Source organism: Acinetobacter wanghuae (assembly GCF_009557235.1).
Lineage (GTDB): Bacteria > Pseudomonadota > Gammaproteobacteria > Pseudomonadales > Moraxellaceae > Acinetobacter > Acinetobacter wanghuae.
In genome coordinates this window covers 64,585-81,284 of sequence record NZ_CP045650.1, presented here as the reverse complement: position 1 = coordinate 81,284, position 16,700 = coordinate 64,585, and the positions used below count along the sequence as shown (strand labels likewise).

General features: G+C 41.6%; 15 protein-coding genes and 1 pseudogene. 5 read left to right on the top strand and 11 right to left on the bottom strand.

Annotation, left to right across the window (positions count from 1 at the left end):
- Positions 1–110 precede the first annotated feature (110 nt).
- The 5 genes and pseudogenes from asd to GFH30_RS00360 all read right to left on the bottom strand — a co-directional run bounded on the left by asd (position 111) and on the right by GFH30_RS00360 (position 5,534).
- Entirely contained in the window at positions 111–962 is an 852-nt protein-coding gene (gene asd, locus GFH30_RS00380; RefSeq protein WP_153370098.1) for an archaetidylserine decarboxylase, read from the bottom strand.
- Positions 959–1,801, bottom strand: a complete 843-nt coding sequence (locus GFH30_RS00375) for a sulfurtransferase (RefSeq protein WP_153370096.1) — start codon at positions 1,799–1,801, stop codon at positions 959–961. The genes asd and GFH30_RS00375 overlap by 4 nt, the downstream gene beginning before the upstream one ends.
- A 169-nt stretch (positions 1,802–1,970) precedes the next feature.
- Positions 1,971–3,176, bottom strand: a complete 1,206-nt coding sequence (pncB, locus tag GFH30_RS00370) for a nicotinate phosphoribosyltransferase (protein ID WP_153370094.1) — start codon at positions 3,174–3,176, stop codon at positions 1,971–1,973.
- Between the two features lie 128 nt (positions 3,177–3,304).
- Complete coding sequence (locus tag GFH30_RS00365; RefSeq protein ID WP_406565742.1) at positions 3,305–3,820, bottom strand: ankyrin repeat domain-containing protein; 516 nt, start codon at positions 3,818–3,820, stop codon at positions 3,305–3,307.
- A gap of 195 nt (positions 3,821–4,015) precedes the next feature.
- A pseudogene (locus GFH30_RS00360) lies at positions 4,016–5,534 on the bottom strand (catalase).
- 223 nt (positions 5,535–5,757) lie between these two features.
- Here GFH30_RS00360 and dtd point away from each other — a divergent pair.
- Entirely contained in the window at positions 5,758–6,198 is a 441-nt protein-coding gene (dtd, locus tag GFH30_RS00355) for a D-aminoacyl-tRNA deacylase (protein WP_153370092.1), read from the top strand.
- 170 nt (positions 6,199–6,368) lie between these two features.
- Positions 6,369–7,316 (top strand): IS30 family transposase, encoded by a 948-nt coding sequence (locus tag GFH30_RS00350; RefSeq protein ID WP_153370090.1) that lies wholly within the window; start codon positions 6,369–6,371, stop codon positions 7,314–7,316.
- A 63-nt stretch (positions 7,317–7,379) separates the two neighbouring features.
- Here the strand turns inward: GFH30_RS00350 and GFH30_RS00345 are convergent, their stop codons facing one another.
- The 3 genes from GFH30_RS00345 to serB form a co-directional block, all read right to left on the bottom strand.
- Positions 7,380–7,859 carry an SCP-2 sterol transfer family protein gene (locus GFH30_RS00345; RefSeq protein WP_153370088.1) on the bottom strand — a complete coding sequence of 160 codons (480 nt, stop codon included), beginning with the start codon at positions 7,857–7,859 and terminating at the stop codon, positions 7,380–7,382.
- Between the two features lie 140 nt (positions 7,860–7,999).
- Positions 8,000–8,335: an AciT family ciprofloxacin tolerance protein gene (gene aciT, locus GFH30_RS00340; RefSeq protein ID WP_153370086.1), complete on the bottom strand. Its 336-nt coding sequence runs from the start codon at positions 8,333–8,335 to the stop codon at positions 8,000–8,002.
- A 411-nt stretch (positions 8,336–8,746) separates the two neighbouring features.
- Positions 8,747–9,967 (bottom strand): phosphoserine phosphatase SerB, encoded by a 1,221-nt coding sequence (gene serB, locus GFH30_RS00335; protein ID WP_153370084.1) that lies wholly within the window; start codon positions 9,965–9,967, stop codon positions 8,747–8,749.
- A gap of 77 nt (positions 9,968–10,044) precedes the next feature.
- Here serB and GFH30_RS00330 point away from each other — a divergent pair, with 77 nt between their 5' ends.
- Positions 10,045–11,298: a hypothetical protein gene (locus GFH30_RS00330; RefSeq protein WP_153370082.1), complete on the top strand. Its 1,254-nt coding sequence runs from the start codon at positions 10,045–10,047 to the stop codon at positions 11,296–11,298.
- A gap of 58 nt (positions 11,299–11,356) precedes the next feature.
- Here GFH30_RS00330 and GFH30_RS00325 read toward each other — a convergent pair whose 3' ends face one another.
- From GFH30_RS00325 to mhpT, 3 genes are all read right to left on the bottom strand, one after another.
- Positions 11,357–12,316: a bile acid:sodium symporter family protein gene (locus GFH30_RS00325; protein ID WP_153370080.1), complete on the bottom strand. Its 960-nt coding sequence runs from the start codon at positions 12,314–12,316 to the stop codon at positions 11,357–11,359.
- Positions 12,317–12,460: 144 nt separating this feature from the next.
- Positions 12,461–13,084 (bottom strand): bifunctional nicotinamidase/pyrazinamidase, encoded by a 624-nt coding sequence (gene pncA, locus GFH30_RS00320; protein WP_153370078.1) that lies wholly within the window; start codon positions 13,082–13,084, stop codon positions 12,461–12,463.
- Between the two features lie 164 nt (positions 13,085–13,248).
- The gene (gene mhpT / locus GFH30_RS00315) at positions 13,249–14,451 is read right to left on the bottom strand and encodes a 3-(3-hydroxy-phenyl)propionate transporter MhpT (RefSeq protein WP_153370077.1); all 1,203 of its coding nucleotides are present in this window, start codon (positions 14,449–14,451) and stop codon (positions 13,249–13,251) included.
- A gap of 713 nt (positions 14,452–15,164) precedes the next feature.
- Between mhpT and dapA the strand changes: the two genes are divergently transcribed.
- A complete protein-coding gene (dapA, locus tag GFH30_RS00310; RefSeq protein WP_153370075.1) occupies positions 15,165–16,064 on the top strand; it encodes a 4-hydroxy-tetrahydrodipicolinate synthase in 900 nt (299 codons plus the stop codon).
- A 14-nt stretch (positions 16,065–16,078) separates the two neighbouring features.
- A complete protein-coding gene (locus GFH30_RS00305) occupies positions 16,079–16,684 on the top strand; it encodes a lipoprotein-34 precursor (NlpB) (RefSeq protein ID WP_153370073.1) in 606 nt (201 codons plus the stop codon).
- Positions 16,685–16,700 lie beyond the last annotated feature (16 nt).

Here is a 16,700-nt window from a genome sequence, read left to right as displayed (position 1 = left end):
TTTTTACAGCCTCCCCCTTTGTTAAAGGGGGAATAGGGGGATTTAAATTTTAGAGAAGTAACTCTCATAATCCCTCCAACCTCCCTTTTTTAAAGGGAGGCTAAAGCAGCTTAAATGGTATGCCCCATTGCTTCACCCATCACCACTTCTGAATTGGCTCTAAACGCCGCATCCCACTGCATTTTATTTTCTTCAAATAAGACCACAGCCGTTGAACCGAGATAGAAACGACCAAGCTCTGCGCCCTTCTCCAAGAATAAATCATGTTGATTTAACTCAATACGACCTGATGGCTTCACTTTACCCGTCGCGACAGTTTCAATACCCGCCACAATCATTGCACCAACTAGTACAACCGCCATACGACCAAGTTCAGTATCAAATAAACACACCATACGTTCGTTACGCGCAAACAAACCCGGAATATTTTCCGCTGTAGTTTGATTCACTGAGAACAACTCACCTGGCACATACAGGGTTTCTGTCAGTGTGCCTGCAAATGGCATATGCACACGGTGATAATCTTTTGGTGATAAATACACAGTCGCGAACTGACCATTTTTAAATGGTTCAGCCAATTGCGGATCGGCAATTAAATTTTCAACGGTAAATTTTTGTCCTTTGGCTTGGAATACATCTCCATTTTCAATCTTACCTAACTGTGAAATAGCACCATCCGCAGGAGACACAATGCTCGTCGGATCTGCATCGACTGCACGCACACCGTCTTTTAAGGCGCGCGTAAAGAATTCATTAAATGATTTAAATTTCAATGCATTTTGTTGTTCTGCAATCGACATATCAATGCCGTATTGCGCTTTAAAAGCAGTGATCACTGCATTTTTAACAATAAGATTTTCACTTGCAGCCAATTTACCGACCACGCGTGATAAACGATGCTGTGGCACCACACGTTGAGCTTGAATGAAGATTTGTTTTTTTAAACGTGATGCGATGCTCAAGATGGGAACTCCCCCGTAGCGATTGGACTATCGAGGCGGTTGCCCCACTCACTCCACGCACCATCATAGGCTTGAATTTGCCAACCCAATAAACGTCCTAACATATAAGCCAAACCTGAACGATGATGCGACTGACAATACACCACAACAGGCTGTTTTAAGTCAAAACCGAGTTGTTCCAAGCGCTGCTCTGTGCGCTGTAATGGATGTAATTTTAAATGATTTTGACGATTAAGGGCAGTACTCCACTCGAAATGACGTGCCCCCGGAATGTGACCGCCGCGTCGCGCTGCTAAACGTAACCCAGTATATTCATCTTCAGTGCGGCAATCCCAAATTTGAATCTGACCTTGTTCCACCTGTGAACGCAGCGTGTCATAGTCAATGTGGTATTTATTTTTTTGTGATAAATCAATTTGAACGAGCTTGTCGACGGGCGCGATTTTTTCTTGATCTGACGATGTTGCTAAGCCTGCACCAAGCCATGCGTGAATTCCGCCATTGAGTAAACTGGTATTTTCAAAGCCAATACAATGTAAGTTCCACAGTAATCGCCCCGCCCAAGCACCACCTTCATCATCGTATGCAACGACATGGTGCTCAGGGGAAATATTTAAATAACGGATCAATTCTTCAAGCTGTTCTTGTTCTGGAAATAGCCCCATGGCTTGTTCGTCTTGACGAACTAATAATTTTGGCTTGAGATGAATCGCATGTGGAATATGCAACTGCTCATACACGGAAGCACGACTTAAATCGACAATTCTGAGTTTGTCATGGTCTAAATGCGGTAGCAAATCTTCTGCTTCAATGAGCAAAGGAAAATTAAAAGCGGTCATGGTCGTCAAAGCTATTATCGTTCAAATCTATTTGATCTTAGCACAGCTCATTTTTGCAAATATGCTGTTTTTATTGTGATGATTAGCAGTTTTTGAGATAAAAATTGATTTAAAAATGACAATACATAAAAAAACCGCCTTAAAACGAAGACGGCTTTTTTCAATCGATTTAAGCAGGCTCAGTAATATCAAAGACCTGACGTAAATAAGCCAAGAAGGTATCATTATCCGTCATGGTTTTACCCGGACTATCGGAAATTTTAGCGACCGATTGACCATTGCATTCCACTAATTTCAACACGATATTCAGGGCGGTTTGTCCCATATCATTGGTTAAATTGGTGCCAATACCAAAACTGACTTGGAATCGATCTTTAAAGTATTGATGCAACGCCCATGCTTTTTCGATATTTAAACCATCACTAAAGGTCAGCATTTTGGTTTTACTATCGACTTTCAACTTTTTGTAATGGGCATAGGCTTTATCGCCCCATTCATAGGGATCGCCACTGTCATGACGTAAGCCATCAAATAATTTAGCAAAGTACAAATCAAAATCACGTAAGAAGGCATCCATACCGACGACATCAGTCAGTGCAATACCTAAATCACCGCGGTATTCTTGTACCCATGTTTCCAGCGCAGATTTTTGGAAATTACGTAACCGCACATCTAAGGCTTGGAATGCTTGAAGGAATTCATGCGCCATCGTACCAATTGGGGTGATGCCTAATTCTTTCGCGAGTAAAACATTGCTGGTTCCGCGGAATACATTCGGTGCTGCTTTATGTAGCTCTTCAACCACGTGCTTTTGCCACGCAAAGCTATAACGACGACGCGTACCAAAATCAGATACCAAGAATGGTGGCTCTTCTGCACCCTGTAATTCAGCATAATGTTTCAGCAATTCAACTTTTGCATCTAAACGACGCTGTCCTTCTGCCAAAACAGCATCAGAACGAATACGTCGGAAATACAGTTCATTCACGATGGCTAAAACGAAGATTTCAAACATCATCGCTTGTACCATCGGTCCTTCAACCCAAATGTCTAAGCGACCTTCACTGTCGATACTGGCTTTAATAAAACGACGTTTAAGTTGGAATAATTCAAGATAATCGACAAAGTCACTTTTGATAAAACGTAAGCTACGCAGATACTGCAACTCATCTTCTTTAAAATTTAAGGTACAGAGTAAATCGAGCTGTTCATTCAATTCATCAAGGATTTCAACCAAAGGATAGACTGTATCCTCAAGGTTACGACAACGGAAATGATAGACACTGTGTGTTTGCGGAAATTTATGCAAGACCACTTGTAACATCGTGAATTTGTACAAGTCCGTATCTAACAAAGAATGAATGATTGGCGCCATAACTAAAGGTAATATCGCTGTACTTCATTTCATTAAAGCATAAATACAAGCAAAATATTGCAGGTTTTACATACAGCCAAATGAAAAAATGGAGCATTATTTAGACTAAAGTCTTCTAAAGAAATCACTTATTTTGATTTCGATTTTTCCGCTTCTTGAATAATTTTTTGTAACTGCTTTTCTTGCCCAATCACTTTGGCAAATTCTGCTGTGGTTTTTTGACCGGTTTTTTTAGCATTAGCATCACAATCGACGCTACGCAATTGTTTAGCGACAGCAAATTCCATTTTAAATAAAGCACCCATTAAAGCAGTATTGCCTTTTTTATCACGCGCACAGCGGTCAGCACCATGTTTCAGCAGCAAAGTGCTGACAATGCTTTGCTGACCATAATAGGCCGCCATCATCAATGGGGTATAGCCATCGACATTACGTACATCGACTGGAAAACCATGCTTGAGAAATTCATTAATCACTTCATCATTGCCGGTTTTCGCTGCGGCAAAGAACAGCGCTATCAATTCCTGTTGTGAGGTCATCTGAGCGCTAGCCGCGCTTTTAGCGGGGGAGATATCCTTTGCGATCGCTACGTGTGCGAATGCGGAGCTAAACGTAAGAATACTGGCTAAAATGATACGTTGCATACCACCCATGATGAACTCCAACAGAAATCGAATGTAGAAAGAAATGTCAGGCATTTCATTTCCGATTAGATAAAACAGATACAACCGAGTGCCTGTAAAACTCCCCCTAGGGTGCAGGAAAGGTTTGGAATTTTACAGGACTTTCTTGAGGTGAAGTCTTAAACCCTAGTCACCAATACTTCAGACTGATCGAAATTAGTCTTTAAGTTTTGCTGCTTTCGCTTTTACAGTTGCAAGGTTACCGTTTACAGCTTTAGTCATACGTGTACCGTAATCAGCATCTGCTTTGTAGAAGTAAGACAACATGATGTGTTTGGTTTCTGAATCTTTAACGTTGCCAAGGTCAGCCGCTAAGTTCATGATTAAGTCGTCTTTTTCTTTCGCAGTGTATGAACGGTAAAGTTCACCCGCTTGCTTGAAGTTTTGCTCTTTCACACCACGTTGTTGAACTGTGCCAGAAAGCGGAGTTTCTACCGCACGTGCTTTCGCAGTTGCGGGTTTTGGCTCAATACGGCTTGGTTCATAGTTCACGTTAGATGAAGTACCGCCAAGGTTCATGTAACCATCTTGGTTGTTGTTGTTCACATTTACCAATGGACGGTTTACTGGAATTTGCTGGTGGTTAGCACCTAAACGGTACATTTGCGTATCTGAGTAAGAGAAGATACGACCTTGTAATAGACGGTCTTCTGATGGCTCGATCCCTGGAACTAAGTTACCCGGTGCCAATGCCACTTGTTCCCGTTTCTTGGAAGAAGTTTTTCGGCATACGGTTCAGCGTCAATGTACCGACTTTAGTTTCTGGAACTAAGTTCGTTGGCCAGATTTTGGTTGGATCTAGCGGATCGAAATCAAAGCTGTTGAGATCTTTAGGATCTAACACTTGGATATACAAATCCCATTTCGGGAAGTTACCCGCGTTGATGTTCTTGTAAAGATCATTCGTTAGGTGGTTGAAGTCTTTACCTTGTAACTCGCTAGCTTCTTTCACGTTCAGACCTTTCACGCCTTGTTTAGAGCGGAAGTTGAACTTCACGTATTTGTATTCGCCTTTATCGTTGTACAGTTTAAATGCGTGTACACCGAAACCATCTTGCTCGCGGTAGCTCGTTGGAACACCTTGGTTACCATACACATAAGTCAACATGTTTGTTGCCCATGGCTGGCTAGACAAGAAGTCGAATACACGGTTCGCATCTTGAACGTTGTCAATTGGGCTTGGCTTCATTGCGTGAATGAAGTCAGGGAACTTGATCGCATCACGGATGAAGAATACAGGCGTTTGGTTACCCACCAAGTCCCAGTTACCTTCTTGCGTGTAGAACTTGATCGCGAAACCATGCGGATCACGTAAAGTTTCTGGCGAGTGCTTACCGTGAATTACTGTAGAGAAGCGTAAGAATACAGGCGTTTTAGTCCCTGCGTTGAATAATGAAGCAATAGTAAGATCAGATAGATCTTTAGTCGCTACGAATTCACCATAAGCACCTGTACCACGTGCGTGTACAACACGTTCAGGAATACGCTCACGACCGAAACGTTGTAATTTTTGAACCAATTGAACGTCTTGAAGCAGAACTGAACCGTGTTCACCTGCAGTAATCGAGTTTTGGTTATCGCCTACTGGTGCACCATTGTCTTTGGTTAATGGCGCTGCTTGAGTCGCCGCTGTCGCTGTTGCTAACATCGCAACCAATAAAGAACGCTTAAACATCGTCTTAATCTCTCTGTTAAATACCTTTCCTGCACCGAGAAAGATACGTGAGAACAAAAAATAGATAAAACGGATAAAATTTATCATTTCAATCGAATTATTAAATGATCTTATTTTTTTGTATTTGGATTTAGCCATTAAGCTGTTTTTTACCTGACGCTGCGCAGCCGATTGGGCTTTTGCTACAATAGCCCCGATTTCACAGCAGCCAATTGGGAAACATATGCGCGCGCTTTTACAACGAGTTCTTGAAGCCAAAGTGGTGGTCGACGGCGAAACCACAGGTCAAATTGAACACGGCATTTTGGTTTTTTTAGGCATTGGTAAAGAAGATACGTTAGAAAAAGGCAAAAAGCTGATTGATAAGATATTGAAATATCGTTTCTTTGATGATGAAGATGGCAAAATGGGTTGGAATATTACTCAAGCGGGCGGCGGTTTACTTTTGGTTTCACAGTTCACCTTAATGGCACAAACTACAAAAGGCTTACGTCCAGATTTTGGGCCTGCCATGCCGCCTGCTGCAGCAAAAGAGCTGTATGAGCAATTGGTTGAATATGCAAAGTCCCAGTTTGAAAATGTACAAACAGGTATCTTTGCAGCGGATATGAAAGTGCATTTGGTCAATGATGGACCTGTGACGTTTAATTTAGAAGTAGAATAATTCCCGCTCAAGATTCAGCGCAAAATTCCAAGAAAAAGCCCTCAAGTTTGAGGGCTTTTTTTGATCTTAGATTCTCAAATGAAGTGCAACAGAGATTAAATTATTGGAAAGAAGCAAGATGAGCTAGCCTTTTGCTTCCGACCGACCAAAGTCAAAGTCAAAGTTGCATCATGAACTATACTCATCTTACTCAAGAAGAAAGATATCAGATTTCTACATTGTTACGTGAAGGATTTTCTAAACGTTATATTGCTTGGAGACTGAATCGTTCACCTTCCACTATTTCTAGAGAAATCAATCGTAATCGAGCTAGAAATGGTTATTTCGCTAAGCATGCCAGTAAACTCGCTCGAAGACGCCATTGCTCCAATCCTAAAAGAATCCCTGATGAAATATGGGCACATGTCATCTTTTATCTTGAACTTCAATGGAGTCCTGAACAGATTGCTTCTCGTGTTTCAGTCAGCCTGCATTCAATTTATCGTTTAATACGACAGGATAAAAATAAGGGCGGTACTCTCTTTCATCACCTACGGTTCAGAAATCAAAGAAAGAGGAAATACGGCTCTCCTGAAACTCGTGGTCAACTGGCTAATCGTAAAAGCATTCATGATAGACCGATTGAGATTGAACAGCGTCATCGTTTTGGTGATCTAGAGATAGATACGATTGTGGGTAAGAATCATCAGCAATCATTGGTCTCAATTGTAGATCGCAAGACAGGTTATTTGTGGTTGAAGAAGTGTAGCTCACGCAAAGCAGAAGAAGTTTGCCAAACAACGATCAGTTTACTTGAGCCAATTAAGCATCAACTCAAAACAATTACCGCAGATAATGGTAAGGAGTTTAGTCTGCATGAATATGCTGCTCAAGCATTAGAAATAGATTGGTATTTCGCAGATCCTTATAGCGCTTGGCAACGAGGTACGAATGAAAATACTAATGGCTTAGTCAGACAATACATTAGAAAAGGAAGTAACTTAAATCAGTATACGGACGAATATATTTCAGAAATAACAGCCCGTATCAATCATCGTCCAAGAAAAAGACTCGGCTTTAAAAGTCCGAGTCAGGTATTATGGCAACAACATGGTGTTGCACTTCAAATGCTAATCTAAGGGATTAATAAATCCTCCCCTAGCCCCTCCTTTTTCAAAGGAGGGGGAAATCAGGAAGATTATTTATTTACCAGTTTTTTCTTTAATAAATGCACGTGCAAATTTAATTTTTTCTTTCACTGGTTTTGGCAATTTTGGCGGAATCATTTTCGCTACTTGATTAAACCACACCAATAAACCAAAGTCACCTTCCATTTTAATAGTACCGTTTTGCATGCCCGTCATAAATGCAGTTGGGTCACCTTTGACTAAGGTTTTCACACCCTGTTCGCTGTCTGCAAATTGCAATACAAAATCTGCAGGCGTGTCGCTGCCTGATACGCTTTCAATCTCGCCATTGTTGACAATAATTTGACGCGCTAAACCAAGATCTGTACCAATTTGAATACGGAACTGACGTTCATGTACGAGTTCAATAAATTTAGGACTCGTACGAGCCAATTGCTTCATACGTAAAGCCAGAGCTGCAACTAACAAATCTAGAGGATCTGTGCTGACATCGACCAACGGAAGTTTAAGGACAGGAATTGACGACAGTTTCATGAAGTGTGCCTATTATAATTGTACAAAATTCGACAGATATCCTAGCATAAATCGAAGTCACGCTGAGCAGTGTGTTTGTATCATATTGCTGTCATGAAAAATGCACCCGTAGGTGCATTTTTTCTTATTCTTATCTCTTTTTAACGGCTTGGTAACTGCTGCTGATCATCTTCATACACAGGCGTATGTTCAATGCAGTGGCGTTTAACCGAAGCACGTTCTGCACGGCGGTCTTCACGTAATAATAATAAAGTCACCACCACCATCACTGTGGTTAATGCTGCTAAATAGCTGTAAGTCATTGGTAGCTCAAATAAGGTTTGCGTACCAAAACGAATGACCTCAATCAAACCCCAGACCAACATTCCGGCAACCATAAAACTTAACCAGCGGCGATAAGGCGAGAACAAAACAGCAAGTACAGCCGCAGCCACTAAGCCTAAACCAAGCAAGGTTGCTAAATTCGCTGTCAACATATAATCCCCTCCGTCCAAAGACATACCATGCTATGTATTTGAAAGCACCGCTGTCTATTGAATTTCGTTAATACCATTAATGGAATGTGTTCATTTGTATCTCTATGCAAGCATTATGATGAGTTTTTAGCTGAAGAAAAGTCCTGCTTTTTGCCAAAACGACATATCCTGTCGCGATATTATTTTGTCATTACACATTTTATTTTTATATATTTTCTAGAACATTTGCTGCGCCACACTTGGCGTGTCATTACAAAAAAATACCTTATTTTTTAAGCTCAAAATATTTATTTTCCATTTAACTTGATCGTTTTTTCCAACATGTACCTGCTCTGAATTTTCATATTGGCACGCATCACACAAATAAAAATGCGCCTTAAAAGGCGCGTTTTTAGGATTATCTTCTCAGTTTTAAACGCGATTTAAGTCTTTGTCGTGTACACCTAATAGGTACAAGACACCATCTAAACCGACACTCGAAATTGCCTGATTGGCATTTTGACGTACTAAAGGTTTCGCGCGGAATGCGACTCCTAAACCTGCGATTGAGAGCATAGGTAAATCATTCGCACCATCACCCACTGCAATCGCTTGCTCTAGTGAAATGCCCATATCTTCAGCAATTTGCGTTAATAGCAAGGCTTTACGCGCGCCATCGACAATATGACCTTTGACTTCACCTGTCACCATGCCATCTTGTACATCCAAAATATTGGCATGGACTTCATCAATTCCCAATTTGGCTTGAAGATACTCTGCAAAGTACTGGAAACCACCTGATAGAATCGCGGTACGGTAGCCTAATGATTTAAGCGTTGAGATTAGACGCTCTGCACCCTCCGTAATGGTGAGGCGTTCTGCAATTTTTGGCAGTACCGATGCATCCATACCTTTGAGTAAGGCAACGCGCGCACGGAAGCTCGCTTGGAAGTCCAGTTCACCTTGCATCGCACGCTCTGTGATTTCAGCCACTTGAGCGCCTACACCCGCTTCAATCGCAAGCTCATCAATCACTTCTTGCTCAATCAGCGTTGAGTCCATATCGAAGCATACCAAACGGCGGTTACGACGATATGCATTGTCCTCTTGCACCGCGACATCGACATTCAGTTCAGTCGATAAACGTAAACATGCCCCACGCATCGCTGCAGCATCGAGCATTTGACCTTTTAGGCCAAATTCAACACAAGCACGCTTTGGACCGATGCTTGAACCATCAAGTTCTGGACGACCTGACAGTCGAGTCACCGTTTCAATATTAAAGCCCTGACTTGAAACAATATTTGTCACAGCTTGTAGATGAGATGCTTTTAATTCAGGGGCTAAAGCCGTCACGATATAACGTGTACGACCGCCTTCTTTTACCCATTGATCATAAACAGTTGCAGAGATCGGTTTAAAGCGCACTGTTAACCCGATATCATGTGCTAGAATCAGGATTTCCTTCATGGCTAATGCTGTTGCAGTTTGGTCATCAGACGATACAACAATACCTAAAGTCAGTTGGTTATGGATAACCGCTTGTCCCACATCTAAAATCTGTAAGGAATAAGCGGACAGTACCTGCATTAATCGTGTAAATTGATTAGGCTGGTCAGGTCCTAAGAATGATATAAGAATGATTTCTCGCATGAATTGACTCGGGTCTGAGCTACAACTATTGTAAGAATCATAATCGAATTTGAATAGAATTGCCTTGGAAGTTTACGTTGAATGCGCCTAGACAAGGGCTATTTGCTAGCCTACTGATTGTAAGTTTTGCTTTTCATACCTTTTTATTGGTATTAGCAACGACTCACCAACTAAATGAAAACCGTGCGAGTCAGGGTCAACTCATTACGAGTCAACTGGTCACAGATAGTCTGACTGAACTGGAACCAGCCAATCGAGTGTCTTTGGCGCTACTGGCAAATCGTTATGCCACCAATCCGAGCGTGGCTTCCATTCGTATTTTGGATGCCAATGCGCAGGTGCTTGCCACCGGTGGTCTGACCAAAACTCGCGAAGGTGAAGTTTTTGTTCGTGATGCTCTGCAAAATGAAAAGAAAGTCGGCATTATTGAAATTACGTTGATTGAGCCAAGTATTGGTGAAATTTTACGTACGCAATGGATCGCGATTTTATGCTCACTCATTTTCCATGCTTTGCTTTGGTTAGCTTATCGTGCGATTGCCCGTCCAAGCCGTACTGAGTATTTGGCACGGATTAATAATGAATCGCGCTTGAAGTTTGAAATTCAAACCTTGACCCAAGCCTTAGAGCAAGAAAAACATAATGCTGCTTTGACGATCGCGCAAGCCCAACAAGCGGCACAAAACAAAGCCAAGGCTCAGGAAGAAAAAGCACCTGTTTCTGAAAAACCGACTTTATCGTTAAATATTCAATACTACGATCCGAAGCAGTTATTAGACTCTGTCAATAAAACCGTCTCTGTACCGTATTTCAATTTGTGCCAAATCTTCTTAAACAAAGCGACTGAGCTTTGTCTGCAGCACTATAAATTGAATAGTTCGGATATTTGGACCTTGCATAAGTTTGATGAGAAAGGCGCAAGTATCAGCATTTGCTCTGAAAAGCCAAATGCATTGGCATGCTTGACGATGATCAGTTCAGTTTTCCAATTACTCTCTGAAGTGCTTTATAAACGTTATCGTGAAGAAAAACGTTTTGTACTACAAACACGTAGTGCCATTGCCTGCCCAATCGAAGAAATGCAATTGAGTTCAAGTCAAGCTGCAGAACGCTTGGTACAGCAATTGGTCGCGAAAGAAAGTGCATTGCATGTACCGAACACGTTGCTGAAAGAGATTGCCGATCACTTTGAATTAATCAGTATGCCGAATCCAACCAATGTATTAACCCGTCATGCCTTTGTCTTTAATGGCATGGATGCAGCAACAGCGGAATTGGCACAAACCTTCCGTACCGAAATTTTAAAATCGAAACAATCTAAAGCATCTTAATGATTTGAGATGTAAAAAAGCCTGCAATTGCAGGCTTTTTCGATTTTGGCTTATTAATCTATTTGGAGTTCTCTTGCGCAGCAATTTTATCCGCTTTAGCTGCCCAATACGTTGCCAAAGCAGGACCCGAAATATTGTGCCATAAGCTAAAGATCGCACTGGGCACTGCGGTCAGCGGAGATGCTGCAAAATGCGTAGCTGCTAAAGCCACACCCAAACCTGAATTTTGCATCCCCACTTCTACCGCGACTGCTTTACAGTCTGCATAAGGCAGTTTAAAGAATCGACTCGCCCAAAAGCCAACTAAATAGCCCAGACCATTATGGAGGGCGACCACACCTAAAATCAGTAAACCTGATTCTAAAATTTGCGCTTTACTGCCTGCAATAATCCCCGCAACGATCGCGACAATGGCTACGACAGACACCAATGGCATCACTTGGATATATGATTCAACTTTCGATTTTAAAACTGCACGAATGATTAAACCTAAAATAATCGGAAATAACACTACTTGTAAAATTGAGACAAACATAGAGCCTGCATTAATCTCAATCCATTGACTGGCTAAAACATAGAAAATGGCTGGTGTAAGCAAGGGTGCCAGTAATGTCGAAACGGATGTACACGCAACCGAGAGTGCTGTATTGCCCTTTGCCATATAAGTAATGACATTAGATGCGGTACCACCCGGGCAACAACCCACCAAAATCACGCCAATGGCAATTTCAGTCGGCAAGTTCATCAATTTGCACAACATAAAAGCAAGCGCTGGCATGACGACAAACTGCGCTGCAACCCCAATCAAAACAGCTTTAGGACTGTGTAAAACACCTTTAAAGTCATCAAAGGTCATGGTCATACCCATGCCAAGCATAACAATGCCCAGTAACCACGGAATATAGGCTTTAATCCAAATAAAGATATCGGGTGCAAGCAATGCGAGAGCCGCGAAAAGAATCACCCACAAAGCAAAGGTTTTTTGAATCCATTGAGTAAAGCGCAAGAACCCTGACATAAATATGTCCATTTAAAATCGATATATACCCTACCCTGCCATAGATTACGCAACAATCACAATTCACCATAAGCATAAAGATCACGCTGATGGTTCAAAATAGAATGTGTTTTATCAAATAGTGTGTAGGAACGATAAGCCGTTTTAACCAATTAAGTCTTTTGCATAAATTCGTTTTACACCCTGCGCCAACATGTCTTGCCACGCGTGTTGTAATGAACCATGTAAATCAATGCCTTTCGTGGCATCTGCAATCACATAAGTGTCGAAACCCAGCTTACGCGCATCTATAGCCGTCCATGCCACACAAAAATCAGTGGCAATGCCGACGATATACACGCTCTGAATGCCACGCTCACGTAAATAACCCGCGAGACCCGTCGTGGTCTTATGATCTGCTTCCATAAAGGCTGAGTAACTATCAATATCGCGATGGAAACCTTTGCGAATGATCATCTGTGCCTGCGGTAAATTTAAGTCAGGGTGAAATTCAGCATCTTCTGTACCTTGTACGCAATGACTCGGCCACAACACTTGAGTGCCGTATTCGAGCTCAATCGTGTCGTAGACGTGTTTACCACTATGATTATCTGCAAAAGAAATATGGTCAGCTGGATGCCAATCTTGGGTCAAAATGATTGTCTCAAAGGCAGCTGAGACACGATGAATATTGGGAATAATTTGATCTGCATTCGCGACAGCTAAATGCCCACCAGGGCAAAAACCACGTTGTACATCGACCACAATTAAAGCTGCATTTTGTTGCATACTTTCAATCCATTGAAATATTGTTCTTCACTTAAGCATAGCCTAAAAATCATCTCATTTTTAAAGCGAAGGATGAAAAAATTGATTTGAAATTTAAATCACCTTTTTTATCGATGTAAAAACAAAAAAGCCTGCTTCCGCAGGCTTCTTGGCATTTTTAAATTTTATTGTTCAATACGGCGAACCAATAGCAACATAAATACTGCCGAAATAATAATGCATGGAATTGCAGCGGAAATCACGCCTGCCGCGCCAAAACCAGAAACTAATAATTGTCCAGCCACAACAGGACCAAGCATCGCACCGACACGCCCTACAGCCGAGCCCACTCCGACACCCGTACCACGCACCTCAGTCGGATACACCATGCTGCCAAATGCATATAGTACGCCTTGGCAACCAATCACAAATGCACCCACCAAAGCCGCTGCCATATACATTTGAGCCAAAGAACTCGATGCATTTAACGCAATGAGACCTGCTAAAATACCACCGTACATCAATATAATGACATAAGCTTTTTTCCAGCGATCGGTCAGCATGCCTAAGATAATCGTACCAATCGTAGCACTCACCATGAAGTAGAACTGTGCTGTTGCACCTTCTTTACGCGTAAAACCAAGCTCAGTAAACAACGATGGCAACCAACTCAACATGATGTAAACCACCATCAGAGTAAAGAAGTAGCTCACCCAAATACACATCGTCCGAAACAGATTTTTTGAGTTAAATAGATCTTTAAATGAACCCTGCGATGCTGCCTTTGCATCAGCCGATTGATTCTGGGTTTTAAGATACTCTTTAGACTCAGGTAATAAATAGATCATTAAAGGAATAACAATAAGCGGCAGCAATCCGCCCAAATAGAATACATTTTTCCAATGCGAACCAAATTCAGTTGTCGCAATTAAGGATAAAATCGCAGCACCGACCGGCATACCACAATACATTAAGCCTACCGCACGACCGCGGTTTTGTGGTGTCACGGCTTCAGCAGCCAGTGTAATTAGAATAGGCATGGCAGCGCCTAATCCTGCCCCTGCTAAGAAGCGCACCACCAATAAACTGCTAAAACTATTCACCCATACCGTGCATAAAGTAAAAATTGCAAAAACAGCGGTTGAGAAAATCAGTACCTTTTTACGACCAATACGGTCTGCAACTCGGCCGCCAAGCAGTGCTCCTGGCAATAAACCTAGAATCCCTGCACTAAAAAATACACCCAATTGTGAGCTATCTAAACCAAAATGCTCACGAATCCCTGCTGCTGCAATACCAGCGGCCTGAATATCTAAGCCTTCAATCACTGCAATCAGAAAACAGATTGCAACGGTCACGATGGCATGTCGATTATCTGATTTTTGCATTGAAATATCCCTGTTCAATCAGCGTTCAAAAAAGGAATCATCATCTATGATTGAATCAGGTCAATTAACTATCAATAAGTTGAATGTTTTACTTGGATATCAAAAAAATAATGGATATTTAACGTTTTAGCTGCGAATCCCATCAAGTCAAAAAAACGCTTAATTGGGCATAAAAAACACAGCACGATTTAGCCCGAATGAAACAGCACAAGCATTTATGTGATTAAAATTTTAAAAAGCCAACATTTACTTATATTTATAAAAGATTAATAAGCTGTTTTTTGGCATTTTTTTGGATATTTAAAAACAATTTAGACAGATTTTTGAGCGATGACTTGATTGTTAATAGCTCTAAGTTGGTGTGATCCTTTATATGCGGCATTCTAAATTCAGCTTCATAGTGCTATTTAAGGCTGTTTTTGAGCTGAACTGATTAATCTCAGAATAAGCCGCTTTATCTGATGCTAAATCTTGCCTAATTTATTTTACAAATCACTTATTTCAAGCTTGCTTGTTGAGCATAAGCTTTGTATAAAGAATTTATTGGCTTTGACTAAAGCATATTGTTCTTATGCGTTTGATCAGTCATAATTTGCATACGCATTATTCAATTTCAAGCAAATGTGATTGAATTTGCTATAAATCAAATATAAACCCATCCAAATTTACGTTTCTCATTCTCGTCGGATGGACAAATAGGATAGTTTTTCAAAATGACTCAGCAAGCACAGACCATTCAGGGTTCCATTGTCGCAATCGTCACCCCTATGTTTGAAGATGGCAGCGTAGATTGGAAGGGTCTCGAGAAGCTCGTTGAGTGGCATATTGCTGAAGGTACGAATAGTATCGTCGCTGTAGGGACAACTGGCGAAGCATCTACATTAAGTCTAGATGAACACACCCAAGTGATCAAAGAAATCATTCGTGTTGCCAACAAACGTATTCCTATTATTGCCGGTACAGGTGCAAATTCAACGCATGAAGCGATTGAGTTAACTCGTGAAGCCAAAGAACTTGGTGCAGATGCGGCCTTATTGGTGACGCCTTATTATAATAAACCGACGCAAGAAGGTCTGTATCAGCACTATAAAGCCATTGCTGAAGCCGTTGATCTACCGCAAATTCTATATAACGTTCCTGGTCGTACTGGCGTAGACATGTCAAACGAAACTGTCATTCGTTTGGCTGATATTCCACAAATTGTCGGCATTAAAGATGCAACCGGTGATGTGGCACGTGGCTGTGAGCTGATTAAAGGTCTTGAAGGCAAAGCCATGACTGTTTATTCAGGCGATGATCCAACGGCTTATCAGTTGATTGCACTTGGCGCGAAAGGCAATATTTCAGTTACAGCCAATGTTGCACCGAAAGTCATGAGCGAAGTATGTGCTGCTGCGATTGCAGGTGATGCAGCTCAGGCTGAACAGCTCAATAGCTCAGTTGCAAATCTACACAATATTCTATTTTGTGAATCCAACCCAATTCCTGTGAAATGGGCACTCCATGATATGGGCTTAATTGGTACAGGTATTCGCCTTCCACTTACTCCACTTGCAGAACAATATCGTACGCCGCTACATGAAGCACTTGTTGCAGCGGGCGTTACCCAATAAAAGAGCAAATTATTATGCAATTACGTTTAGGACTTAGCCTAGCACTTTCAGTATTCAGTTTAGCGGGTTGTAGTTCAATGGGCATCGACAATGGCTCATTAGACTATAGACAAACGACAACGCTAGAGCCGCTGCAATACCCCGAAGGTACAATGGCACGTGCTGCAACGCCATTGTATCCTGCTCCAACTGTTGATGTGCTTGCCTTGGAAAATGCCCCAAAATTGGTGAACCAACGTGGCAACCGATATGAGATGCCACGCCCGCCTATAGAGGCAGAACGGTCAACGCAAGACAATGATAGTTCTTCAAATATTATTGGAAAGCCACAATTATTGAAGGATGGAAATCTTAATCCTTTGATTAAAATTGATGGAAATTCTGCTACAATATGGCAGTACACACTTGCTACCCTCAGCAGCCTGAACCATTCTATTGTTGGTCAAAATAAAAATCGTTATGAAGTAACGATTAAGGTCGATCAGCAGACCTATGTATTAAGACTATCCCCTGTCGGTGCGAGTAATAACCTCGCTGTGTTCAATGCCGATAACAGTTTCGCCGATCGCGAACGCGCCGAAGAACTGTTAAACCAGATTTACCAAAATTGGCCAGCCTAGACATTTCTAGGCATTT